The organism is Paenibacillus rubinfantis, from assembly GCF_001486505.1.
Classification (GTDB): Bacteria; Bacillota; Bacilli; order Paenibacillales; family Paenibacillaceae; genus Fontibacillus; species Fontibacillus rubinfantis.
In genome coordinates, this window is sequence record NZ_LN909065.1 from 339,776 (window position 1) to 362,548 (window position 22,773).

Consider the following 22,773-nt stretch of genomic DNA (forward strand, 5'->3'; position numbering starts at 1 on the left):
CATGAACGACGTCGATATCCCATGGGAAGAAAAACAAGCGGCGCTGGGTACCCTCCTCCGCGTGCGGGAGGAATACGCGGTCCGCGGGTGGTTTCCCGCTTCCAGCGGGAGCTTGTCGGTACGGGTCGGCCGTTATACGCCGGACCGGTTTGTGTTTGCCGTTACGGCTGATGGCGAAACGAACACGCCGTCGGAGTTATCCGCAGCGTCTTCCCCACCGGTAGGCGTGTTGTTTGTTGATGCCTCCGGCGCGCCTTGCGAGCCGACGCGGCTGAAGCCATGCGCCGACATGCCGATTCATGCGAGAATCTACCGGATGACCGGCTGCGGCGCGATTATCCATGTACATACCGTGTTTAACAATGTACTCAGTGAATTTTTTGGCGAGGAAGGTGGAATCCCGCTACAGGGAAACGAGCTGCTCAAGAGCTTGGAGATTTGGGAGGCGGCGGCGGAAATCCGGGTGCCGATTCTGCCAAATGTCGCCGAGCTTCCGGCGATTCTTAGGCGAATCCCAAGCGGACTGGATACGCGCGTCCCCGCCCTTTTGCTGCAAAACCACGGGATTTATGCCTGGGGGGCCAACATCGCTGAGGCCAAGCGCCGTCTGGAAGCGTTGGAGTTTATGTTTGAAGTGCTGTACCGTTCCCTACGGCTGCCCCCTAAAGGGCGTAATGCCTGAACACAGCAACTCGCGGCTTGCGTTAGGCGGAAGTCAACTGACTTAGTAAGTTGCTTCCGTCTTTCACGCGGACCGCGAGTTTTTTCATGGGGATGAAATTGAATTATCTCTCGATAAATTCCGCATAAGCCTTCGCGTCCATCAAATTCGCCAGCGCGAGGTTCGGATCCTCCTTCAACCGGATATGCACCATCCAGCCCCCGTCATAAGGCTCCTCATTCACCAGCTCCGGCGCGGTGTCCAGCTCTCCGTTCACCGCCAATACAGTCCCGCTCACCGGTGTAAACAAATCGGCAACCGTCTTGACAGATTCAATCGTGCCGATGCCGTCCTGCGCTTCGATTGCCTGCCCCGGATCGGGCAATTCCACAAACACGATGTCACCCAACCGATGCTGGGCTACGTCGGAAATGCCGATTTTCACCGTGCCGTCCCCCAAATCAAGCACCCATTCATGTTCATCGCTGTACAAAATATTTTCCCTGATCTCACTGGCCAAGGCTAGCTCCTCCTCTTTCCGGATGATCTATCGTACTCTTCCCTTTGCTTACACTTGATCCTGGTGTTCCCACGTTCAGATTATTCCAAACCTAGCTCTCATGTCAATATTATTAACACATTTGATAGACTCTATCAAAATGTAAGCGTAGCCTTTTCCAGTTAACGAAATATATTAAAATTATTATGATAACTTTATTGACATAAGCGCGAATTTTGAGTATTAATGAGATGTGTAAGCTGCGGTTGAGGGCAGGGGGAGAGATTACAATACGCTGTATTGTAACGCCGAAGGAGCAAGCCGCGATGCGGTGAATCTCTCAGGCAAAAGGACCTCTGCCGGACGCAACTCTGGAGAGCATTCACGAAGAGGTAGTTCATAAAGTGATCTAAGTACCTCACGTGAATCACCCAAGGGGAAACCTGTGCGAGCTTCCGCGCTCCAGCAGGGTAACTCTCAGGTACAAGGGACAGAGCCTGGAAAAACTGTCAGTTTAACTGACGGGGTTTCTTTGGCCTGTCCTTTTTGTTGTTCACAAAAATTGGCCGATCCGGCCCTTTCGAGGTGATGGTAATGTCCGAATCCGCATTACGGCGTACGCCGCTCTACCCTAGGTATGCGCGTTTTGAGGGAGCCCGCTGCATCGATTTTGGCGGCTGGGAGCTGCCGGTCCAGTTCAGCGGCATCCAGAAGGAGCATGAAGCCGTGCGCGAGCGCGCCGGACTATTCGATGTATCGCATATGGGCGAATTTTACGTGGAGGGGCCTGAAGCGGAACGCTTTTTGCAGCGCCTGACAACCAACGACGTGACCCTGCTGGAGCCGGGGAAAGCCCAATACACCTTGCTCTGCTATTCCAACGGCGGCGTGGTGGACGATCTGTTGATCTATAAGCTGGATGAGGAAACGTACATGCTGGTGGTTAACGCCTCAAATATCGAAAAAGACTGGGACTGGCTGCGGCAGCACCTTCCCGCTGATGGCGTCACCATGCGGAATGCTTCGGATGAGACCGCCTTGCTGGCTATTCAGGGGCCACTGGCCGCCTCCCTCCTCTCCCCTCTCTGCGAAGGGCAGGATCCCGCAGTCTTGCGCCCGTTCACATTTATCCGGGAAGCGCGGATTTCCGGCATACCCGCGCTGCTGTCCAGAACCGGTTATACCGGCGAGGACGGCTTCGAGTTATATGTGGCGGCCGAGGAGGCGGCAGCGCTTTGGGATGTCTTGCTCGAAGCCGGGGAACCCCACGGCCTTCTCCCCGCCGGGCTGGGCGCCCGGGATACGCTGCGCTTCGAGGCTTGTCTGCCCCTGTATGGGCAGGAGCTGGGCCCGCAGATCTCCCCGCTTGAAGCCGGCTTAAACCGCTTCGTGAAGCTCGAGCAAGGCGATTTCATCGGTCGCGATGTGCTAATCCAACAGCGGGATGAAGGCATCCCTCGCCGCCTCGTCGGGCTGGAGATGATCGATCGCGGGATTCCGCGCACGCATTACCCGGTGTTTGCCGAAGGCTCGGAGGAACCGATCGGAGAAGTGACGACAGGTACGCAATCACCTACCTTGAAAAAAAACCTCGGACTGGCGATCCTTGCCAGCCGCTATACCGAACCCGGCACGACCGTAGAGGTTGAGATTCGCGGCAAGCAGTTAAAGGCCCAGGTCATCCCGTTGCCGTTCTATCGCCGAAACCCAGCCGCCAAGCGGTGAAAGGAGAAAACGAAACAGATGCTAAAACACCGTTACCTGCCGTTAACCGAACAAGACCAAATGGAAATGCTGGCGACCATCGGCGCAAGCTCCGTGCAAGAGCTGTTCAAGGATATCCCGGAGGGCACTCGTTTTCAAGGCGAGCTCCCGGTATCCCCGCGTTTGGACGAATACGCGCTTACACGGCACTTATCCGCATTAGCCGGGCGCAACGCCGATACCGACCGGTTCGCCAGCTTTCTTGGCGCCGGTCTGTATGACCATCATATCCCTTCCGTCATTCAGCATGTCGTGTCCCGTTCGGAATTTTATACGGCCTACACCCCGTACCAGCCAGAAATCAGCCAGGGCGAGCTGCAGGCGATCTTCGAATTCCAGTCTTACATCTGCGAGCTGACCGGTCTTAAGGTCGCCAATGCCAGCATGTACGACGGAGCCACTGCAATGGCCGAAGCGGGCAACCTGGCCGCCGCCGCCACCAAGCGTAAGCAACTGATCGTCTCCCGCACCGTCCATCCGGAAGCTCGTGAGGTGCTCGCCACCTATGCCCACGGCCTGAATCTCGAGATCGTCGAGGTTGGCTGGGAGCAAGGTGTAACCGATCGCGAGGCACTCGCTGCGGCCATTACGAAAGACACCGCTGCCGTGCTGATTCAGAATCCGAATTTCTTCGGCTCCCTAGAAGATCTGCGCGCCATCGGCGAACTGGCGCATGCGCATGGGAGCTTGCTGGTCGTCAGCAGCAATCCGTTAGCCCTTGGCCTGCTGGAAGCCCCGGGTAAGCTTGGCGCCGACATCGTCGTTGGCGACGCCCAGCCGTTGGGGCTGGCCCCTTCCTTCGGCGGACCCACCTGCGGCTTCTTCGCCGTCTCGGAAGCGCATATGCGCCGGATGCCCGGCCGGATTGTCGGGCAGACGACCGACCGCAACGGCAAGCGCGGGTTCGTCCTGACGCTGCAGGCCCGTGAGCAGCATATCCGCCGCGAGAAGGCAACCTCAAACATCTGCTCCAATCAGGCGCTGCTCGCCCTGGCCGCGTCCGTTTACTTATCTGTGATGGGCAAGCAAGGAATGGCCGAGGTCGCGGAGCTGAATTTGCAGAAAAGCCATTATGCCAAGCAGCTGTTCACCGCCATCCCCGGCGTAAGCGCCGCTTTTGCGTCGCCGTTCTTCAACGAGTTTGTGCTTCGGCTGCCTGAGGGTACCAATCCGCTTCAGCTGCAGCGGGATTTTCTCGCCGCCGGATTTATCGGCGGATACGACCTGGGCCGCAGCTATCCCGAGTTGACCGGCCATCTGCTGATCGCCGTAACGGAGAAGCGAAGCAAAGCGGAAATTGACCAATTCGCCCGCGTACTGGAGGAATCGATATGCTCGAAGTAAAAGAGACAATGCCATCCGATGAATTATTGATATTTGAGCGCAGCCGCCCGGGGCGAATCGGCTATTCCCTGCCGGAATGCGATGTTCCGCCGGTCCCGAAGGAAGAACTCGTACCACAGGGGATGCTGCGGAACGAAGGCTTAGCTTTCCCGGAAGTTTATGAGGTGGATGTGATTCGCCATTATACCGCGTTATCCCGCCGGAACTTTGGCGTGGACAACGGATTTTACCCGCTGGGCTCTTGTACGATGAAATACAATCCGAAAGTTAATGAGGACGTGGCACGTTACGCCGGTTTGGCAAAAATCCATCCTTATCAGCCGGAGGAAAGCGTTCAGGGGGCGTTGGAGCTGATGTACCACCTGCAGCAGGATTTGGCCGGACTGACCGGGATGGACGAGGTGACGCTGCAGCCGGCAGCCGGTGCCCACGGCGAATGGACCGGCCTGATGATGATCCGCGCGTATCACGAAAGCCGCGGCGAGAAGCGCACCAAGGTGATCGTGCCGGACTCCTCGCACGGCACGAACCCGGCCAGCGCTTCGGTCGCCGGCTTCGAAACGGTGACCATCCCGTCCACCAAGCGCGGCATGGTGGACCTGGATGCACTGCGCGCCGCCGTCGGCGAAGACACAGCTGCGCTGATGCTCACCAACCCGAACACGCTGGGCTTGTTCGAGGAGCAGATCCTGGAGATCGCCGATATTGTACACGAAGCCGGTGGGCTGCTGTACTATGACGGCGCAAATTCGAACGCGATCATGGGGATCGCCCGCCCCGGCGACATGGGCTTTGACGTTGTGCACCTCAATCTGCACAAAACGATGAGCACCCCGCATGGCGGCGGAGGTCCCGGTGCCGGACCGGTGGGCGTCAAGCAGCGGCTGGTTCCGTTTCTGCCGGAACCGAGAATCGTCAAGGACGACTCTGGACGGTACGCCATCCGCGGTGCCCGTACCGAAGAGGCGGCAGGTGCCGCCACTAGCGGATCGATCAGCTCGATCGGCCGGGTAAAAGCTTTTTACGGCAACTTCGGCATCCTGGTCCGCGCGTATGCGTACATCCGCAGCTTAGGCCCCGAAGGACTCCGTCAGGTCTCGGAGAACGCTGTTTTAAACGCCAACTATATGATGAGACGCTTGGCGCCTTATTACGAGCTGCCATACCCGGATCAACCGTGCAAGCACGAGTTCGTGATGTCTGGCAGCGGGCTGGCGAAATACGGCATCCGTACGCTGGACGTCGCCAAGCGGCTGTTGGACTTCGGCTATCATCCGCCAACCATCTACTTCCCGCTGAACGTAGAGGAATGCATCATGATTGAGCCGACGGAAACCGAAAGTAAGGAAACGCTGGACGGTTTTATCGACGTGATGATCGCCATCGCCAAGGAAGCCGAGACGAACCCAGATTTGCTTCGGAACGCCCCGCACACCACGCCGGTGACGCGCTTGGACGAAACCGGCGCCGCCCGGAAGCCAGTGCTGAACTGCGCATGCGGGTGAGTCTAATCCACCACACCACACCACACCAAAAAGAGATGCTGCTGTAACGCAGCATCTCTTTCTCTTATGGGCCTTTCAACGAAATGTTGCATTTCCTACAACTTTTCAAGCGGTCAAACGGTCTTTTCCCGGCAAATGTTGTACTGGGTACAACATTCTCGCCCCCAACCTCCACAATGAAGCAAATTTGTTGTACAAAATGCAACAATCCGTTCCAGCCCCCAAAAGTTCCCCTTCAAATGTTGCAGTTTTTGCAACATTTCTATTCTATCTTAGAAATACACCACCCAAATCACAATCGCCAACAAGATACGGTACACCGCAAACGGCACCAGCTTGATGCGATCGATCAACTTCAGGAAAAAGCGAATCGACAACAGTGCAAACACGAAGGCGCTGAGGAAACCAACCACAAAGAACGGCAGCGCATCCATCGTGAAATATTCCAGGTTCTTCACCAGGGAAATCAAGCTGGCCCCAGCCATGATCGGAACGGCCATGATGAAGGTGAAATCGGCGGCTGCACGGTGGCTTAAGCCAAGCAACACCCCGCCGGAAATCGTCGAACCTGAACGCGAGAAGCCCGGCCAGATCGACAGGCACTGGAACAAACCGATGCCAAATGCCTGCTTGTACGAAATCTGATCGACGGTCTCGACGCTTGCCCGCTTTGGCGCAAACCGGTCGGCGGCGATCATCAGCAGCGCCCCAATGACCAATCCGATCAACACGGTTGCGGTGGAAAACAGATGCTCATCGATAAAGTCCTCAAACAACACGCCAAGAATTCCGGCAGGAATCAGCCCTACGATGACCTGCATGAGCTTCAACCGTGCCCCGCCCTGTCTAGCCCCCGCGGTCCCTCTCGCCTTCTCCGGCATCCAGCGCGACAGTCCCAGCAAATCGATAAATCGATTGCGGAACACAACCAGGACAGCCAAAATCGAGCCGAGTTGAATCACCACTTTAAACGTATTCGCTACATACTTCGAACCAAGCAGTTCCCCGGTTTTCAGCCACATGTCGTCCACAATGATCATATGTCCCGTGGAGGACACCGGAGCAAACTCCGTCAGTCCCTCCACCAGACCCAGAATAATGGCTTTCACTAGTTCTAACAAATTCATCTCTTTGGATTCTCCTTATTCCTAGGTAGTGATGTTAACCGTTAAGCTCCGCTTTTTCTCCGCCGCAGCCAGAGCAGACCCACAAACAACACGCCTAAAGCGATAACGGCATACGCGATGTGAGAGTATACGTCCATAAACGCGACGATTTCTTCCCATGACCCCCCAACCGCGGCACCAAGCAGCACAAGCGCCACATTCCAAATGAGCGTCCCGATCGTGGTGAACAGCAGGAACAAACCGAATTTCATTTTGGACATGCCCGCCGGGATGGAAATCAAGCTGCGGATCAGCGGAACCATCCGGCAAAAGAGCACCGTCCAATAGCCATACCGGTCAAACCAGGCATCCGCGCGGCGAATGTCTTCTTTTTTCAGGCGCAGGTACCGGCCGTAGCGATCGATCCACCCTTCCAGCCGGTCGACGTTCACCAAATATCCGATCCCATACAGGATCACGGCGCCAAACACCGAACCCAGGGTCGAGAAGACGATCACCCCCGCCGGCGTCAAGCCCGTGTAGGTGGTCATAAATCCGCCGAACGTTAAGATCACTTCCGATGGAATCGGAGGAAATACGTTTTCCAAGGCAATCAGCAGAAAGACGCCAAAATAACCAAACTGCTCCATAAAGTCCGTAATCCAGTTGTCCACGTTGTACCTCCAGAAGTTTAGCGAATCGCTTTTTTGACGTTGCGTAAATAACGGGCCCGAATGAAGAAGAAATAGACCACTTGTACCAGCAAAAAGCTAGCTAATATCAACACCGTTTGCCAAGCGACGGAAAAGTTAAGTAAGCTTTGCATCGCCTTAAACGCGATTAAGCTATGAACGATGGCCAGCGCAATCGGCACGAAGAACAGCAGACCTACCTGACGGGTCACGATCTTGGCCAGTTCTTTTTCTGTGAGGCCCAGTTTCGCTAACGCCCCATACTGTCGCCGATCATACGCCAAATCGCTGTACAGTCGGAAATACAAGAAGCTCCCCGCCGCAATAAAAAAAACAGTTCCCACCAGCAAAGCGAAAAACAGCAAGGCCCGATACGTTGTCCGCTGCACTTCCGCCAAGGTCCCGCTCACGGTCATGGCGTAAGGCCGACCCGACTCATAGGTTACTCTCCCGTTATCGGTCAACTCTGCAGCCAGGCCGCGGGTGAGCTCCGGCGGATCCACGTAAAACCCGGTGAACCGGTCCACAGGCATCCCGCCGTTCTCCTCTGCCAAAGCCGCCATAAGCCGTTCCAGCAAGGCATCGTTGACCACCAGCCCGGAGAACGAGCCTCCGCGGTCGTCGCCGGCGTCCAGGGTCAGATTCTCAGGGAGGGCGACATGCTGCGTGACGCCAATCTCGTGCACCAGCAGCTCCGGAGCGCCCGCAAAGGAATAGGTGACCGGCTTTCGCTGCATCAGCAGCGGCTTCTCTCGCTCCGAATCAAGCAGCAACAGAGCTTCTCCTTCATCCGGAGGGTTCTCGGAAACCGCGATTCCCGCCGCCGCCAACAGCCGCTTATAATCAGCGAACGAAATCAACGGCAGGCGTTCCGACGTCGTGGCAGGGCGGGATGATGCGACTTCCGCGAGGAGAATCGGAAGGCTGAGCGTACGATAAGCGATCCCGTTCGACGCGAGCTCGGCACGTATCGCTTCTAGGTACTCGTCCGCGGCTTCGCTATCCCCCTTAGACACATAAGCGATCTCGACCGGATAGTCCTGTTCGAATTGATCCGCCAGCCGATTGACCGAGGCGAAGGCACCAACTGCGCAGAACGTGATCGTCGAGATGATCGTCACAAGGAAGAACATCCGCGCATTCTCCTTCATCCGGTAAGCCAGACTGGATACGGTGACCAAATTTGTTTTTTTCCAATAATAAGTTAAATGTCGCTTGACCCATTGAATCAGAAATACGCTCAGCTGTGTGTAGAAAAAATACGTGCCCGCAATCGTCATGGCCGTGACCGGAAGCATGCGGATCAGCACGTTGGAGGCCGTCGCAGTGACCGCCAGCAAGTAGCTGGCGCCCAGCAAACCCGCCGCAAGCAGCGATAAAGCCAAGGAAGCCTGGGGCGGCCGGGCGGGCTTCACCTCAGCCTGGAACAACTCAATCAGCCGGTGCGAGCCCAGGAGCATCGTCGTGCAGAGCGAAATAAGCAGAAATAACAGCGAGAACGCCCCTAGCGTCAACAGCAAACCCGGCCAGGATACATGGAACGCCAGCTGCGGAACGCCCAGCAAATTAGAGCCGGCCATCAGAAACAGCTTGGCCAGCAGAAGCCCCCCACCAATCCCGCTAACCAGCGATCCCGCACCGATCAGCATATTTTCCAGGAAAACCAGGTTGCGCAGCTGTTGTTCGGTCATGCCGTGCAGCAGCAAGATCCCAAACTCGCGTTTACGCGAGCGCAAAAAGGAGCCCACCGAATAGATCACAAAAAAGAAAACAAAAATGTACATGATCACTTCAGCCGCCCACAACACCAGCACAGCCGAGCGATACATGACCTCCTTCTGCAGGTCGGGATGAAACAGAAACAACGCGCAGACGAAAAAAATCATGACTGAAAACGAGCTGCTCAGAAAATAAGCGGCATACGTGCGTTTATTCCGGAGGACGTTGTTATAAGCGAATTGACGAAAGGTCATGGCTATCCCCTCCCAGCAGCGACATCATGTCGATGATTTTCTGGAAAAAGGCCTGCCGGTTGTCCCCGCGATAAATTTCGTTATACAGCTTGCCGTCCTTGATAAAAATCACCCGATGACAAAAGCTCGCCGCCAGCGCATCATGCGTGACCATTAGAATCGTCGCCCGGCGGGACTCGTTCATCGCAGCGAACGCCTCCATCACGTCGCGGGAGGCTTTCGAATCCAGGTTGCCCGTCGGCTCGTCAGCCAAGATCAGCGAAGGTTGATGGATCATCGCGCGGGCGATCGCCGTCCGCTGCATTTGTCCCCCCGACAATTCATAAGCATACTTGGGTAAAATCCCCTCGATCCCAAGCCGCCGCGCCATCTCCTGCGCCCTCGCTTTCATGTCCGGGACCGAAACGCCGTCCAGCGTTAGAGGCAATACGATGTTTTCCTCCGCCGTCAACGTATCCAGCAGGTTGAAATGCTGAAAAATAAACCCCAGCTCCCGCCGCCGGAACAACGCGGTCTGTTCCCGGGTCATGCGATGCGGATCCTGCCCTCTCAGCGTTACCATCCCCGAAGTGGGCTCGTCGATCGTAGCGATGACATTGAGCAGCGTCGTTTTGCCGCTGCCGGATGGCCCCATAATGCCGACGAACTCCCCTTCATGGATCGTGAAGCTTACGCCATCCAAGGCTTTAGTGGCGATTTTTCCTTCATAAATTTTCGTTAACGCCGTAACTTCCAATACCGCCATGCTGTTCTAGCGCCCCTTCTCATTCACTCCAAGCTTCGTTCCGGCCTACCGCCTGAACTATCTTGATTATAGTAAAGCCGACAGCCTGCGCTCCATGGCTCAACCTTACAGTTACCTTACTTCGTTGTAAGCTTCGCGGTCCGGTTGGAAGACGATCCGTACGATCGTCCCCGCTCCCTCCTGCGATTCCAGCTCCAACCGGTGCCCTAACTTCGAGCAGATTTCATTCACCAAGTACAATCCCATTCCGGTGGATTCCGGAAAGCTGCGGCCGTTGTCCCCGGTAAAATAAGCGTCGAACACTCGCGGCAAATCGCTGGCCGGAATGCCGACGCCTTCATCTTCGAGCTCCAGCACCGTCTCCCGCCCGCGCGCATAACCGCGGAAATGGAGGTTCGCCCGTTCCTTCACGGTATATTTGACCGCGTTCGTGATGAGTTGGGTGAACACAAAGGCCAACCATTTCTCATCCGAAGCGACTATAAGACCCTCGGGAATCTCGATCACAGGAAAGACCTTGCGCCGGATAAACAATCTTTTCTGTGCCGAAGCAACTGATCGGACCAAGGTCCCCAAATCCAGCGTCTCCACCACGAAGTCGTGTTCAAACGTATCCAACCGGGCGGCGTAAAGCACCATCTCCAACCCCTTGCGCAGCCGATCCAGCTCATCGCCGATCGCCACGGAACGAGCGTCGTCCTCATGCTGCACCATCAGGTGGATCACGGATAACGGCGTCTTCATTTGATGCACCCATTGATTCATAAAATGGCGATGCCCTTCGATCTTGCTCTGCTGCTCGCCGATTTCCTGCAAATAAAGGCGGTATTGCGCCTTAAGAAGCCGCTGCAGGGAGTCGGCCAGCGGTGAGCCCGGTTTGACTTCGGCAAAAGCGCGCAGCGAATCAGGCACTTGTTCCAGCAAGCGATAGAATGAACGGTTTGTCCAATAGCGGACGATCAAAAACACAACGAAGATGCACGTACTGAGCAAAGCAGCATAGACGCTAATCTCCGCATGGCGATAACCGTCAAGCCAATACACCAGAGTAATTAAAGCAAGCTGCAGCAAATAAACCAAGATGAATGACCGTTGATCCCGCAAAAACAAACGCATCGGCTTACTCCCCCCAGTGCGGCACAAGCCGATAGCCTTGACCCCGGACGGTTTGCAGCGCATCGTCGATGCCGAGGGCGGACAACTTCTTCCGCACCCGGGTCACATAGACGTTTAGCGTATTGTCGTCCACAAACGCTTGGTCATCCCATATTTTCTCCAGCAACCGATCCCGGCTGACCACCTGTTCGATTTTGCTCATCAGTTCATCCAAAATTTTGACCTCGGTTAAGCTCAACTCGACACGTTCTTCCCGTAAGCTTAGCGACAGGCGATCCCGATCCAGACGCAGCCCGGCGACCGTTACCGCACGGTCGTCCCCACCTCCGGCATAGGTCCCGTAGGCCCGGCGCAGCTGGCTTTTGATTTTGGCGATCACAATATCGTAATCAAACGGTTTGGTGATGTAATCATCAGCCCCGTTTTCCAGCGCCATCACCTGGTCCATTTTCCCTTCACGCGCCGACAAGAATACGATTGGACAGGTCGATAAGTTGCGAATCTGCCGGCACCAGTAGTATCCATCGTATTTCGGCAAATTGACGTCCAGCAGCACGAGATGCGGGGCATAGCGCTCAAACTCGGTTTTGATCTCACCGAAATCGGCGGCTGCCAACGTATCATAATCAAACCGGTGCAAGTATTGTTCCAGCAGCTCCACGAGCGGCTTGTCGTCTTCGACGATATAGATTTTGAACATAGACGGTTCTCCTTTACGATCCTTCCCACTCCTAGCATTGTATCAGACTCGGGCCGCGGAAATAAAACAAAAGAGGTTCAGCCGCGAAGCTGCAACCTCTCTTTGGGTGTTGTATTTGCTAGATGTCTCCGTCGTTCCAAAACACGTCCCGCCGTTTCGGCCGGGCTAACAGCTTGATACCGCCACCGATCAACAATACGGCAACGATGGTTGGACGGAGGTATTTTTCAATTCGAAACGATAAACGAAGTCCGGGAAAATTGGCGTCGAGCACCGGAACGATCAGTTCGATCCCAACGAAATACACCCCTAGCAGGATAAGCACAACCCCCAGCCAATGCTGATATTCACCACGGGTTTCCAGCAGCGGGTGATCCTCCATCGGCAGAATCCCGTAACGGCTCGTTTGCTGTAAGCCGTCAAAGAAACAATAAAACCAGATGATCGGGATCACAAACAAAAACACCGATAACCGCAGCACGTCGATGATATAGAAGCTGCCCAGGAACAAGACCATCATCTGCAGGCCGCGTTTTTGGAGTCCGAGATACATTTGTCCCGCCCCCGGAAAAGCGGACAGCAACGTCGCCAGCACCTTACTGCGCCGCCCTTCGATTCTTCCCGCCTCCCAATCGTCAAAGGGGGTTCGATCAACCAGCGGTTCGCCCGCCAATTTCCGGTGGACGAGCTGCACCGCGTCGAACATGCTGTACAGCCAAATGATCGGCAGCAAACCAAGGAACAGTAAAAATACCGATTCATGCGTAAGTCCTGTCACAAAAAACATCATTGTGATCAAGCCAAAAAAAGCGATCAAAAACGACAATCCTCGCTGCATCAGACCCAGCTGAAAATGGCCCAGTCCCGGAACAAACGACAGTAAGATCGTATAGAACTTCTCCGACTCTCTCCCTGCCCCACTCATCTGCCGGACATGGTCCCGGTAAGCCCGTTCTTCCGGCGATTCACGCAGCATCGTGATCAGCAGGTCAAACATCGAGATCAACCAAAGGATGATCGCCGTGACCAAGGTCACCATCGCCACCTCCCCGCTTTCCGCAGCGATCGCTAAGACAGTTCCAAACAAACATCCGCCGAAGAACAGAACGAGATATGTGATCCCTCTTCCTTTTTTGCCCCAATAGAGATGCCCCACGCCGGGGATGATGTTTAACAATAAAGCTAACAGTCGATTGCGCTCATACGGCATATCTCTTCTTCCTTTCCTCTTTTTACTATGATAAGTTCATGTGTCATCGTTGCCACCCATCCAACCAGCCGGTCGTCGCCTTCATCATCCATTCGCTTAGGGAGGACGAATTCGGACGATTCATCAGTTGATTGGTTTCCGCCGAGATTTTATCAAAGACCCCGTTGCCGAGCAGCAACGCCGTCAAAGTGGCAGCAATTGCGTAATGCAGCAGCGGATGACGAGTCCAAGACTTGCGCTTGCTGCTTCGAAACCTACGTTCCTTCGTATGCGTTTGCGGAAGCTTCTCTATAATCGATTGCCTATAGGCTTCTTCATCTTTCGGACCCGGAAGCTCGCATTCCATGGAGAATAGTGCGGCGTTATAAGCGGCAAAGGCCGCTTCATCCCCTTGCAGCAGGGCTTCCAAGCGCGACTCCGTGTTCGTATCCAGTTCGCCGCGAATATAACTCCGCCACAACGTTAAATCCTCCGGTCGTTGTTGACTCATCCCCATTCCTCCCTTGTCCAATGATCGCGAATATAGGCTCTGGCCCGATACAGCTTCGATTCAACGGTTTTCACTGCCACGCTAAGCTCCGCGGCGATTTGTTCATGGCTTTTGCCTTCCAGGTAAAACTTGGTGACGATCTGGCGATGTCCCGCCGGAAGCCCGGCAATCCGCCTGCGTACCTCCGTACTCCGTTCGGCATCGATCAAGTCATACAGATGGTCCTCTTCCGAACTCGACACCTGCAGGTCCAGATCCGCCGGGTCCCAATGCTCTTCCTTACGCCGGTCCCTCTTTCGCTTGATGTCGATCGACTTGTTGACAGCGATCCGGGTCATCCACGTCTTAAGACCCTGGGAGCGATAATCCGGGAGAGATTTATAGATTTGCAGGAAGGTTTCCTGTGCCGCATCCTCGGCTTCCTTGGCGTCATGCAGCACCGAATAGGCCACCCGGTACACATAAGCCCCGTATTCCTGGACCAACCACGGAAAGACGCTGCGATCCCCCTGCTGAAATCTTAGAATAAACGACGTTTCATCAATGACTCTCCCCTCCTCCCAAAGAATAGACGCGGGTTGTCCGTCCTGCCCCTGCACGATTTAAAAAACGTTTTTGAAGTGACCAAAGTTTCTACAAACTCCCGTAATTTTAAGTAATGTTATAAAATATTACATTAAATTTGGATATTTTAAATGTTTTAAAAGAACTGTTATTTAGGCTATAGACAGAGAATATGTAAGTTCTAATTGGATTTAAGCGCTTTATCAGCACTATTATGATCTTGTTAGCAAACATGACATCAATCTATAATTTCACTCAAGTTAACGAAAACCACGTTAGGTTTAATTACATAACGTTAACTAAAAACATCTTGGAGGTTGATGGAATGAAGAAGTGGACATCCCGAAGTTTGAAGGCCTTATTGGTCACCGGTCTTGCCGTGACCGCGCTCCTCCCCAATCTATATCTCTCTCCGGCTTCCGCGGCCGATACCGTTACGGGTACCGTTACCTCGACCGAAGTCGTAAAGAAGCTGCCGAAAGTGCAGGTGATCGCTACCGGCGGTACGCTTGCCGGGCAATCCACGGATGAAACGAGCTTCCAAACCTATCGGGCCGGTTCGCTGCCGATTGCTGATCTTGTGGCCTCCCTCCCCAATAAAGACCAAATCGCTGAAGTCACCACGTATCAATTTGGCAACTCCGGTTCTAGCGCCTATACGATTGAGCAATTATATGATCTTTCCTTAAAAGTAGATGAAGCGCTCAAAACCCAGGATGGGGTTGTGGTCACCACCGGTACGGATACCATGGAAGAAATCGCCTACTTCCTGGATCTGACCGTACGTAGTCCAAAGCCCGTCGTCATCACCGGTTCGATGCGTCCTTGGACCGTCATCGGCACGGATGCTCCAGCCAACCTGTATAACGCCATTAAGCTGGCGGCGAGCGGGAAAACGAAATATTTCGGCACCGTCCTGATGCTGAATGATGAATTCCATGCCGCACGGGAAGTCACGAAAACAAACTCCTACCGGACCGATACGTTCGTGACGCCGGAAGTTGGTGCTCTCGGATATATCGACGAAAACACGATCCGCGTTTACCGCGCGCCGTTCCGAGCTCTGAAATCCACCACGGCTTGGGCAACTCCGTTCGATTTGAGCAAAATCACCAAAAAGGAATTAGCTAAGGTGGAAATTGCCTACTCTTATCAAGACGCCGGTGCAGGCGCGATCAGCGGATTTGTTGCAAACGGGGCCAAAGGCATCGTCACAGCAGGCACCGGAGCGGGCGGCATCTCTAAAGCGATGTCCGAGGAACGTAAAGCCGCCATCGAGAAAGGCGTTGTGTTTGTCACAACGACCCGGACCGGTTCAGGCAGCAACTACTCCAGTGGCGACGGCATAATCGCCGGTGACAACCTGAATGCGGCCCATGCCCGAGTTCTCTTGCTGCTGTGCTTGTCCTTCTCCAAAGACTTCGATACGGTCAAAGATTGGTTTACAACCATCGGTTATGGCCAAATTGAACTTCCGGCTAAATAAGCAGTCTTTGATCTCCATCAATAAAGCAGCGTGTTCGTGATGAATGCGCTGCTTCTTTTTTTGATGGATTGACGCGCCTGTGGCGAATCGGTAAGATTTGGGTGGAGGTGTTGTTCCCCAATGACCATACTGCTCGCTTTGGGCGGAATCATGATGTTTCTCGCTATTGCGCTGGGTGCCTTCGGCGCACACGCCCTGAAGAACCGCTTGACCGAGGATCAGCAAAAAACGTATCAAACCGGCATCCAATACCATATCGCCCACGGACTGGGGTTAATTCTGCTGGGTCTTGCCGCCGCACAACTCGGGAGCGAAACGCAAATCGTACTCGCCGGCTGGTTCTTGCTTGCCGGAATCATTCTGTTCTCCGGCAGCTTGTACGCCTTGAGTTTGACCGGTATCCGCAAGTTAGGCGCGATCACGCCAATTGGCGGCATTTGTTTTCTCGCCGGCTGGGTGGTCTTTGTCATCGCCGCCATTCAAGGCTGACGGCTAAGTCTCTTTTTTGCATCAAAAAAAGAGTGCCCTCTCCCATTGAGAAGGCACTCTTTTATTTCATCCTCTTAACGCATTCCTCCGCGGAACCGTTGTGTATAGGTTTTGACGTCCTCTGCCGTACGCACGCGGTTGCGGCTCCACTCCAGCAATATTCGGTCGATATACCGGAAATGAACCTTCCCCGCGAACACCGCTTCCTTCAGGGCTAACCGAATCAGCTCTTCCGGGTAACGGTCCTGGTCCACCCAGCCGGCAATCGTCTCGAGTTCCATCGGCGACAGGGGGCGGGCAAATTCTTTCTCGAAGATCACGAACAGATTCCGTTCCTGTTCCTCCCGCGTTTCGGGAGCCGGATCCAACGACTTGCTGCTGACCGCAGCCGATGGCTGGGCAGCCAGCCATTCGCCTAACCGTTGGTACACTCCGCTTAAATTGTAATGCTCCGAGCGGATGCCGGTCGCTTCATCCACCGCTTCGTCAATGCTGATCCAGCCTTCCTTCAATAAACCGCGAATGACCGGGGCTAGTGTTCCGGGCGCCATGTCCATCCGCGATTCCAGCTGCCCAAGCGACGGAAAATCGTTGCGTTCGATTTGCTGGAAAGCAAGCAGCTGGATCAGAAGCATCGCTTCCGTATCGTTTAAACGGAGCTTACGATAATGGGTTAGCAGCGGATAAGGCACGTTAACCGCCCCCGCTCCCATCCCGTAAGCAATCCCTTTTGCCCAAGCGTTGTTGCCCTCATTCATGGCCATAGATTCAGCTCCGGCTTAAGGATACAGCCGGTACAACATCCGCGGGAACGGAATCGTCTCGCGCACGTGATCCAGACCGCAAATCCAGGCGACCGTCCGTTCCAAACCGAGGCCAAAGCCGGAATGCGGCACCGAACCGTATTTGCGCAGATCCAGGTACCATTGGTACGTTTCCGGCGACAGATTATGCTCCTTGAAACGTTCCTCCATAAGAGCCGGATCGTCGATCCGCTGCGAACCGCCGATAATCTCTCCGTAACCTTCCGGAGCAATCATATCTGCGCACAGCACAACTTCCGGACGGTTGGGATCCGGCTTCATGTAGAACGCCTTAATTCCCGCCGGATAATGTGTGATAAATACCGGCTTCTCATAACGTTCGGCAATGGCCGTTTCATGCGGCGCTCCGAAATCCTCGCCCCAAGGGATATCAAAACCTTGCGTATGCAGGTATTCGATCGCTTCGTCGTACGTGATTCGAGGGAACGGAGCTTGGATCCCTTCCAACTTGGACACGTCGCGACCCACGGCTTCCAGCTCGGTCCGGCAGTTTTTCAATACCGATTGCACCACATGACTGATGAAATTCTCCTGAACCTTTAAGCTTTCCTCGTGATCGGTGAAGGCCATCTCCGGCTCAATCATCCAAAACTCGATCAAATGGCGGCGCGTCTTGGATTTCTCGGCGCGGAACGTTGGTCCGAAGGAGTACACTTTCCCTAACGCCATCGCAGCGGCTTCCATATAAAGCTGTCCGCTTTGCGTCAGATAGGCGTCTTCCTCGAAATATTTCGTATGGAACAGGTTGGTGGTCCCTTCCGCAGAAGTTGGCGTCAAGATCGGCGGATCCACGAGAGTAAACCCGTTTTGATCGAAAAACTCCTGTACAGCGCGAATGATTTCAGCCCGAATAACCATAACCGCCCGCTGCTTCGAGGTACGAAGCCACAGATGACGATGGTCCATCAGGAAATCGACACCATGTTCTTTTGGCGTAATCGGATAGTTTTCGGTCAAGTGAAGGATCTCGATGTCGGTTACCGTCATTTCATAACCGGACTGGCTTCGCGGTTCCTCGCGAATCACGCCCGTGACGTACATCGAAGATTCCTGGGTCAAGCTTTTGGCATTGTTCCAGGTCTCCTCGGATACTTCGTTCTTGACGACGACGGCTTGAATGTAGCCGGTCCCGTCCCGAAGCTGCAAAAATTGAATTTTGCCGCTGGAGCGTTTGTTGTTGAGCCAGCTGCCGATGACTACCGTTTCCCCGACATGCTCATTCACTTGACGAATCACAGTTTTGACCGCCATGCCTTTATCTCTCCTCTAACGATAACTATATTAAAAACACAAAGGTTTAATTTCGCCGTAATTTACTTTGATTCCTGCACGATTTGCAAGGTATCGCGCGCAATCATCAGCTCTTCGTTCGTAGGGATGACCAACACTTCGACCTTGGAATTCGGCGTCGAAATCCGGCGTGGGTCTCCAGAACGGATCTTGTTAAGCTCTTTATCCAGCTCAACGCCCAAATAGCTTAGGTTTTCGCAGGTTTTCTCACGAACGATCGCCGAGTTCTCGCCAACGCCGGCCGTAAAGACGATAACGTCCACGCCGTTCATTGCGGCAGCATAAGCGCCGATATATTTGCGCAGGCGGTATTCGTACATTTCGAAGGCCAGTGTTTCATTGGGTTCGCCGGCTTCCCAACCGTCCGTAATGTCCCGCATGTCGCTGCTGCTGCCGGAGATGGCGAGCAGACCGCTATGCTTGTTCAGCATCGAGTTCACTTCGCTGATGGACAATTCTTCCTTGTTCATAACAAAGGTCACGACCGTCGGATCCAGGTCGCCGCTGCGCGTGCCCATCATCAAACCTTCCAATGGCGTCAGACCCATCGAGGTATCCACCGATACGCCGCCTTTGACAGCCGTCAAGCTGGCACCATTCCCGATATGACACGTAATGATCTTCAAATCTTCGATCGGACGGTTCAAATATTCCGCTGCCATCCGGCTGACATATTGATGCGAGGTCCCGTGCGCGCCATAACGACGAACGCGGTGTTTCTTGTACAGCACCTTCGGAATCGGGTACAGATAAACCTTCTCATCCATGGTTTGATGGAAAGCCGTATCAAAAGCAACCACGTTTGGAACGCCCGGCATATTCGTTTCAGAGGCATTGATCCCCATGATCGCCGGCGGGTTGTGCAGTGGTGCCAAGTCGAACAGGCGACGGATCTCAGCTTTGACTTCCGGCGTAACGAGGGCGGAACCTTTAAACGCTTCGCCGCCATGCACGACGCGATGACCTACCGCTTGAATCTCGTCTACCGAAGCCAGAACACCATGCTCAGCATCCGTCAATTTATCAAGCACTTTACGGATCGCCGTCGTGTGCTCCAGAATTTCACTGACTTCCGTCACTTCTTCCTTGCCGGTTGGCTTATGCGTCAAAATCGAGGAATCCATGCCGATCCGCTCGACCAAACCTTTGGCCAAAACCGATTCATCCGTCATATCGTACAGTTGGTATTTCAGGGAGGAGCTCCCCGCATTAATGACTAACAGTTTCACAGCCGGTCACCGTCCTTATCGTATTTAAAGAAGCCTTCGCCTGTTTTTACACCCAGACTTCCGGCGCGAACCATTTTCTTGAGTACGAAGGATGGACGGTATTTCAATTCGCCGAATTCGCGGAACATGCGTTCCAAGGCAGCCAGGACGGAATCCAAACCAAAGCGGTCGGCCATTTCCAGCGGTCCGTATTGGAATTGGTAGCCCATGCGCATCGCTTCATCGATCTCTTCCGCAGAAGCAACGCCTTCGCCAAGTACATGCAAAGCTTCATTGATCATAACGCAAATAATCCGGGAGGTGACAAAGCCCGGAGATTCATAAACCATGATGCCGCGTTTCTCCACTACCTCTTCCACGAACCGTTTCGTTTCCTCAAACGTTGTATCCGAAGTTTTCAGACCGCGGATAATTTCCACCAGACTTATTTTGGCAACAGGATAAATAAAGTGCATGCCGATAACCCGCTCCGGGTATTTCGTTCCGCCGGCGATCTCAGTTAAACTCAACGTGGACGTATTACTTGCTAAAATGATGTTGCTTGGACAAACTTGATCCAACTGCATGAATACCTCTTTTTTGGCATCCAAATCCTCCGAAATGGTCTCGATGACCATATCGCAGGTACCGAGTTCGGCAAAATGAGTTACTTTATGGATACGGGATAAGATCAGTTTCTTCTCCGCTTTCGTAATTGCCCATTTCTCGAGCTGTTTGTCCAGACTCGTCTCGATCATGCTGTATGCGTGATCCAATTTATCGGCTGTCTCCTCTACGAGCAGCACGTCCAGTCCTTTAGCCGCCAGCATTTCGCTGATGCCCTGACCCATCGTACCGCCGCCGATGACCCCAATTCGTTTGTAGTTCATGGTCCTCTCGCTCCATCCTTTCATCGTCTGTACATAATATGGTTTCCCAGATGTCGAATCATACATCTTCTTACACCCAACATATAATAATATCTTAGCACGAAGAAAAAGTAAAAAAAAATAACCGGCATCATGATTTATGCCGGTAAATGGACGCTGTCACGAAATTGACAACGGAATTGCTCGCCGGAGAGGCGTTCTTCTTTTAATAGGATCTCTAGAGACTTGTCGAAAACCGCCAAATGCTGCTGAAGCATCTCTTTGGTTCTGGTAGCAAGATCCTCCAAAATCCGCGTATTTTCGTTCATTAGCACTTCGGTGGTCACCATGTCCATGTTGACGATCCCTAGCCGGGTCAACCCGGAGGTCATCATCGTATGCACGATCTTCAATGCCTGCTCAAAATCGTTGCTGGACCCTGTGCTGCGGCCGCCGTAATAAATCTCCTCCGCTGCCGCACCCGCCAAAGCGATCATGATCTGGCCTTCCAAATACGATTTCGTATACAAATACTTCTCGTCCTGCGGATTATGCCGAACATAACCCAGCGCTCTCCCTCGCGGACTCAATGCAACCTGGCTTACGCTGCCCGGGGCGACAACCTCCGCCGCAATCGCATGCCCCAATTCGTGGATCGCCACGCGACGCTTCTCTTCTTCAGCAGCCTGGCGGTCCGTTTGCTCGCCCATCAGCACTTTATCGATCGCCATCGACAAATGCGCTTGGGTGATTTGATCCACCTCATCCCGCATCGCATAAATCGCCGCTTCATTCATCACGCTCTCCAACTGAGCGCCGGAGAAGCCGTACGATTCCTCGGCGATTTTGTCCAAATTGACATCCGCCTGCAGCGGTTTATTAGCTGCATGCAGCTCAAGGATATGCCGGCGGCCTTTCTTATCCGGCAAATCAACCTGGATATGCCGGTCAAAGCGGCCCGGCCGCAGCAACGCGCTGTCCAGCATCTCCTTGCGGTTGGTCGCAGCGATCAGCAAAATACGCGGCGTGTCGGACGAATAGATACCGTCCATTTCCGTTAGCAGTTGGTTTAACGTCTGATCGTATTCGCGCTGCTGTCCGCCTTCCCGTTTGCCGCCAATCACTTCGATTTCGTCGATAAAAATAACCGCATTTTCTTTATTTTCTTTAGCTGCGCGGGTTCTAGCCTCTTTAAATAGCTCCCGAATCCGGCTTGCACCTACGCCAACATACATTTCAACAAATTCACTGCCCGAGGCCGCGACAAAAACAGAGTTTGTGTAATGCGCCGCCGCTTTGGCGAGCAGCGTTTTCCCGGTTCCTGGAGGTCCCGTCAAGAGAATCCCTTTGATCGGACGAATGCCAAACTTGCTGATCTCCTCTTGGCGTACCATAAAATCCAGCGCTTCACGAAGCTCCTGCTTCGCGCTCTCCTGACCGCCGATCTGTTCAAAGGTCAGCTTCGCCGGTCCGCGCTTTTTGCGCTTCCGTTCCTGGGCCGCTCCAATCGCGACGCCGCCGCCGCGCATTTTGATGGCCGTAAAGATCGCGCCGAACAACACCATCGCCACGACAAGCGGCACCACATTCACACCGGTCACCGCCAAGAAGACGAGCAGAACCGGAATAACGCCGATCGCAACTTCAATCATCCATTTACGCATTCGGCCATACCCCCATCCGTTCCGGCGTCCGCGGCAAAATCACGAATTTGCTGTATTGTCCGTCCGTCAAGGTAATATAAACGTTCTTCTCATCCATCTCCGCTGTAGCTGTCAGCTGGCTGTTTTCCTGCTCCATCTGTTCCAGAGCCGCGGTAATTTGCGTATATTGTTTGTTTTCCATCGCTTGGGCTACGGTAAACAACGCGTTTTCCCACAATTGATCAAGCTGGGGAGAAGAATGATCTTCCACGTCCAGCTTTAAGGTGCGATCGCCGATTTGCTTTTTCCCGTTCTCTTCAATCTGCCGAACTAACGCACCGAGGTCCGTCCCCGGCTTCAAATTCAGCTTAAGCTCCAACTCAGCCGGTTTAATGTTCATTTCAACCTGATTTACGCCATCCACACTCTTTACGATATTCTCCAGCGGACGCTCAATCGCCCACTGCCGATATAGGAACCATCCACCAAACAACACAAGGGCGGAAATGGCGATGCTTGCCGCAATTGGTCCAATACGCAGTTTCACGTGATGTCCCCCTTATCTATAGTCATTATCTATTTGATATATATCACC

Annotated in this window: 22 protein-coding genes and 2 riboswitches; of the genes, 6 read left to right on the plus strand and 16 right to left on the minus strand. The window is 53.9% G+C overall.

Annotation, left to right across the window (positions count from 1 at the left end; genetic code table 11):
• Position 1 precedes the first annotated feature (1 nt).
• The gene (mtnB, locus tag BN3277_RS12920) at positions 2 to 682 is read left to right on the plus strand and encodes a methylthioribulose 1-phosphate dehydratase (protein ID WP_059043282.1); all 681 of its coding nucleotides are present in this window, start codon (positions 2 to 4) and stop codon (positions 680 to 682) included.
• A 103-nt stretch (positions 683 to 785) separates the two neighbouring features.
• Here the strand turns inward: mtnB and gcvH are convergent, their stop codons facing one another.
• A complete protein-coding gene (gcvH, locus tag BN3277_RS12925) occupies positions 786 to 1,181 on the minus strand; it encodes a glycine cleavage system protein GcvH (protein ID WP_059043284.1) in 396 nt (131 codons plus the stop codon).
• A 245-nt stretch (positions 1,182 to 1,426) separates the two neighbouring features.
• Positions 1,427 to 1,526: riboswitch (glycine riboswitch) on the plus strand.
• Between the two features lie 3 nt (positions 1,527 to 1,529).
• Positions 1,530 to 1,656, plus strand: a riboswitch (glycine riboswitch).
• Between the two features lie 98 nt (positions 1,657 to 1,754).
• Between gcvH and gcvT the strand changes: the two genes are divergently transcribed.
• The 3 genes from gcvT to gcvPB are packed head-to-tail and all read left to right on the plus strand — an operon-like array spanning position 1,755 to position 5,773.
• Positions 1,755 to 2,885 carry a glycine cleavage system aminomethyltransferase GcvT gene (gcvT, locus tag BN3277_RS12930; protein WP_059043286.1) on the plus strand — a complete coding sequence of 377 codons (1,131 nt, stop codon included), beginning with the start codon at positions 1,755 to 1,757 and terminating at the stop codon, positions 2,883 to 2,885.
• 18 nt (positions 2,886 to 2,903) lie between these two features.
• The gene (gcvPA, locus tag BN3277_RS12935; protein WP_059043288.1) at positions 2,904 to 4,268 is read left to right on the plus strand and encodes an aminomethyl-transferring glycine dehydrogenase subunit GcvPA; all 1,365 of its coding nucleotides are present in this window, start codon (positions 2,904 to 2,906) and stop codon (positions 4,266 to 4,268) included.
• 8 nt (positions 4,269 to 4,276) lie between these two features.
• Positions 4,277 to 5,773, plus strand: a complete 1,497-nt coding sequence (gcvPB, locus tag BN3277_RS12940; protein WP_059044764.1) for an aminomethyl-transferring glycine dehydrogenase subunit GcvPB — start codon at positions 4,277 to 4,279, stop codon at positions 5,771 to 5,773.
• Between the two features lie 272 nt (positions 5,774 to 6,045).
• Here the strand turns inward: gcvPB and BN3277_RS12945 are convergent, their stop codons facing one another.
• The 9 genes from BN3277_RS12945 to BN3277_RS12985 form a co-directional block, all read right to left on the minus strand.
• The gene (locus tag BN3277_RS12945) at positions 6,046 to 6,900 is read right to left on the minus strand and encodes an undecaprenyl-diphosphate phosphatase (protein WP_059043290.1); all 855 of its coding nucleotides are present in this window, start codon (positions 6,898 to 6,900) and stop codon (positions 6,046 to 6,048) included.
• Between the two features lie 41 nt (positions 6,901 to 6,941).
• Positions 6,942 to 7,553 (minus strand): DedA family protein, encoded by a 612-nt coding sequence (locus BN3277_RS12950; RefSeq protein WP_059043292.1) that lies wholly within the window; start codon positions 7,551 to 7,553, stop codon positions 6,942 to 6,944.
• A gap of 17 nt (positions 7,554 to 7,570) precedes the next feature.
• Positions 7,571 to 9,544 (minus strand): ABC transporter permease, encoded by a 1,974-nt coding sequence (locus BN3277_RS12955; protein ID WP_059043294.1) that lies wholly within the window; start codon positions 9,542 to 9,544, stop codon positions 7,571 to 7,573.
• The gene (locus BN3277_RS12960) at positions 9,519 to 10,289 is read right to left on the minus strand and encodes an ABC transporter ATP-binding protein (protein ID WP_059043296.1); all 771 of its coding nucleotides are present in this window, start codon (positions 10,287 to 10,289) and stop codon (positions 9,519 to 9,521) included. Before BN3277_RS12960 ends, BN3277_RS12955 begins: the two co-directional genes overlap by 26 nt.
• Positions 10,290 to 10,400: 111 nt before the next feature.
• Positions 10,401 to 11,405: a sensor histidine kinase gene (locus tag BN3277_RS12965; RefSeq protein ID WP_059043298.1), complete on the minus strand. Its 1,005-nt coding sequence runs from the start codon at positions 11,403 to 11,405 to the stop codon at positions 10,401 to 10,403.
• A gap of 4 nt (positions 11,406 to 11,409) precedes the next feature.
• A complete protein-coding gene (locus BN3277_RS12970; protein WP_059043300.1) occupies positions 11,410 to 12,105 on the minus strand; it encodes a response regulator transcription factor in 696 nt (231 codons plus the stop codon).
• Between the two features lie 118 nt (positions 12,106 to 12,223).
• Positions 12,224 to 13,315 carry a hypothetical protein gene (locus BN3277_RS12975; RefSeq protein ID WP_059043302.1) on the minus strand — a complete coding sequence of 364 codons (1,092 nt, stop codon included), beginning with the start codon at positions 13,313 to 13,315 and terminating at the stop codon, positions 12,224 to 12,226.
• A 43-nt stretch (positions 13,316 to 13,358) separates the two neighbouring features.
• Complete coding sequence (locus tag BN3277_RS12980) at positions 13,359 to 13,805, minus strand: hypothetical protein (protein ID WP_059043304.1); 447 nt, start codon at positions 13,803 to 13,805, stop codon at positions 13,359 to 13,361.
• A complete protein-coding gene (locus BN3277_RS12985) occupies positions 13,802 to 14,404 on the minus strand; it encodes an RNA polymerase sigma factor (protein ID WP_059043306.1) in 603 nt (200 codons plus the stop codon). Before BN3277_RS12985 ends, BN3277_RS12980 begins: the two co-directional genes overlap by 4 nt.
• 290 nt (positions 14,405 to 14,694) lie before the next feature.
• Here BN3277_RS12985 and BN3277_RS12990 point away from each other — a divergent pair, with 290 nt between their 5' ends.
• The gene (locus BN3277_RS12990) at positions 14,695 to 15,855 is read left to right on the plus strand and encodes an asparaginase (RefSeq protein ID WP_059043308.1); all 1,161 of its coding nucleotides are present in this window, start codon (positions 14,695 to 14,697) and stop codon (positions 15,853 to 15,855) included.
• Between the two features lie 120 nt (positions 15,856 to 15,975).
• Positions 15,976 to 16,344, plus strand: coding sequence for a DUF423 domain-containing protein (locus BN3277_RS12995; RefSeq protein ID WP_059043310.1), 369 nt, complete (start codon positions 15,976 to 15,978; stop codon positions 16,342 to 16,344).
• Positions 16,345 to 16,418: 74 nt separating this feature from the next.
• Here BN3277_RS12995 and BN3277_RS13000 read toward each other — a convergent pair whose 3' ends face one another.
• From BN3277_RS13000 to BN3277_RS13025, 6 genes are all read right to left on the minus strand, one after another.
• Positions 16,419 to 17,108, minus strand: a complete 690-nt coding sequence (locus BN3277_RS13000; protein WP_059043312.1) for a DnaD domain-containing protein — start codon at positions 17,106 to 17,108, stop codon at positions 16,419 to 16,421.
• 15 nt (positions 17,109 to 17,123) lie between these two features.
• A complete protein-coding gene (gene asnS / locus BN3277_RS13005) occupies positions 17,124 to 18,419 on the minus strand; it encodes an asparagine--tRNA ligase (RefSeq protein WP_059043313.1) in 1,296 nt (431 codons plus the stop codon).
• A gap of 62 nt (positions 18,420 to 18,481) precedes the next feature.
• The gene (locus tag BN3277_RS13010; protein WP_059043315.1) at positions 18,482 to 19,687 is read right to left on the minus strand and encodes an acetate/propionate family kinase; all 1,206 of its coding nucleotides are present in this window, start codon (positions 19,685 to 19,687) and stop codon (positions 18,482 to 18,484) included.
• Positions 19,684 to 20,556: a 3-hydroxyacyl-CoA dehydrogenase family protein gene (locus tag BN3277_RS13015; protein WP_059043316.1), complete on the minus strand. Its 873-nt coding sequence runs from the start codon at positions 20,554 to 20,556 to the stop codon at positions 19,684 to 19,686. The genes BN3277_RS13010 and BN3277_RS13015 overlap by 4 nt, the downstream gene beginning before the upstream one ends.
• A 137-nt stretch (positions 20,557 to 20,693) precedes the next feature.
• Positions 20,694 to 22,199 carry an AAA family ATPase gene (locus tag BN3277_RS13020; protein WP_059043318.1) on the minus strand — a complete coding sequence of 502 codons (1,506 nt, stop codon included), beginning with the start codon at positions 22,197 to 22,199 and terminating at the stop codon, positions 20,694 to 20,696.
• Positions 22,192 to 22,725 (minus strand): hypothetical protein, encoded by a 534-nt coding sequence (locus BN3277_RS13025; protein ID WP_059043320.1) that lies wholly within the window; start codon positions 22,723 to 22,725, stop codon positions 22,192 to 22,194. Before BN3277_RS13025 ends, BN3277_RS13020 begins: the two co-directional genes overlap by 8 nt.
• Positions 22,726 to 22,773: the final 48 nt, after the last annotated feature.

Bases quoted from the DNA above. Each gene is read 5' to 3' on its own strand.
- mtnB (WP_059043282.1), top strand. From the start codon at position 2: ATGAACGACGTCGATATCCCATGGGAAGAAAAACAAGCGGCGCTGGGT.
- gcvT (WP_059043286.1), top strand. From the start codon at position 1,755: ATGTCCGAATCCGCATTACGGCGTACGCCGCTCTACCCTAGGTATGCG.
- gcvPA (WP_059043288.1), top strand. From the start codon at position 2,904: ATGCTAAAACACCGTTACCTGCCGTTAACCGAACAAGACCAAATGGAA.
- gcvPB (WP_059044764.1), top strand. From the start codon at position 4,277: ATGCCATCCGATGAATTATTGATATTTGAGCGCAGCCGCCCGGGGCGA.
- BN3277_RS12945 (WP_059043290.1), bottom strand. From the start codon at position 6,900: ATGAATTTGTTAGAACTAGTGAAAGCCATTATTCTGGGTCTGGTGGAG.
- BN3277_RS12955 (WP_059043294.1), bottom strand. From the start codon at position 9,544: ATGACCTTTCGTCAATTCGCTTATAACAACGTCCTCCGGAATAAACGC.
- BN3277_RS12960 (WP_059043296.1), bottom strand. From the start codon at position 10,289: ATGGCGGTATTGGAAGTTACGGCGTTAACGAAAATTTATGAAGGAAAA.
- BN3277_RS12965 (WP_059043298.1), bottom strand. From the start codon at position 11,405: ATGCGTTTGTTTTTGCGGGATCAACGGTCATTCATCTTGGTTTATTTG.
- BN3277_RS12970 (WP_059043300.1), bottom strand. From the start codon at position 12,105: ATGTTCAAAATCTATATCGTCGAAGACGACAAGCCGCTCGTGGAGCTG.
- BN3277_RS12975 (WP_059043302.1), bottom strand. From the start codon at position 13,315: ATGCCGTATGAGCGCAATCGACTGTTAGCTTTATTGTTAAACATCATC.
- BN3277_RS12980 (WP_059043304.1), bottom strand. From the start codon at position 13,805: ATGAGTCAACAACGACCGGAGGATTTAACGTTGTGGCGGAGTTATATT.
- BN3277_RS12990 (WP_059043308.1), top strand. From the start codon at position 14,695: ATGAAGAAGTGGACATCCCGAAGTTTGAAGGCCTTATTGGTCACCGGT.
- BN3277_RS12995 (WP_059043310.1), top strand. From the start codon at position 15,976: ATGACCATACTGCTCGCTTTGGGCGGAATCATGATGTTTCTCGCTATT.
- BN3277_RS13000 (WP_059043312.1), bottom strand. From the start codon at position 17,108: ATGGCCATGAATGAGGGCAACAACGCTTGGGCAAAAGGGATTGCTTAC.
- asnS (WP_059043313.1), bottom strand. From the start codon at position 18,419: ATGGCGGTCAAAACTGTGATTCGTCAAGTGAATGAGCATGTCGGGGAA.
- BN3277_RS13015 (WP_059043316.1), bottom strand. From the start codon at position 20,556: ATGAACTACAAACGAATTGGGGTCATCGGCGGCGGTACGATGGGTCAG.
- BN3277_RS13020 (WP_059043318.1), bottom strand. From the start codon at position 22,199: ATGCGTAAATGGATGATTGAAGTTGCGATCGGCGTTATTCCGGTTCTG.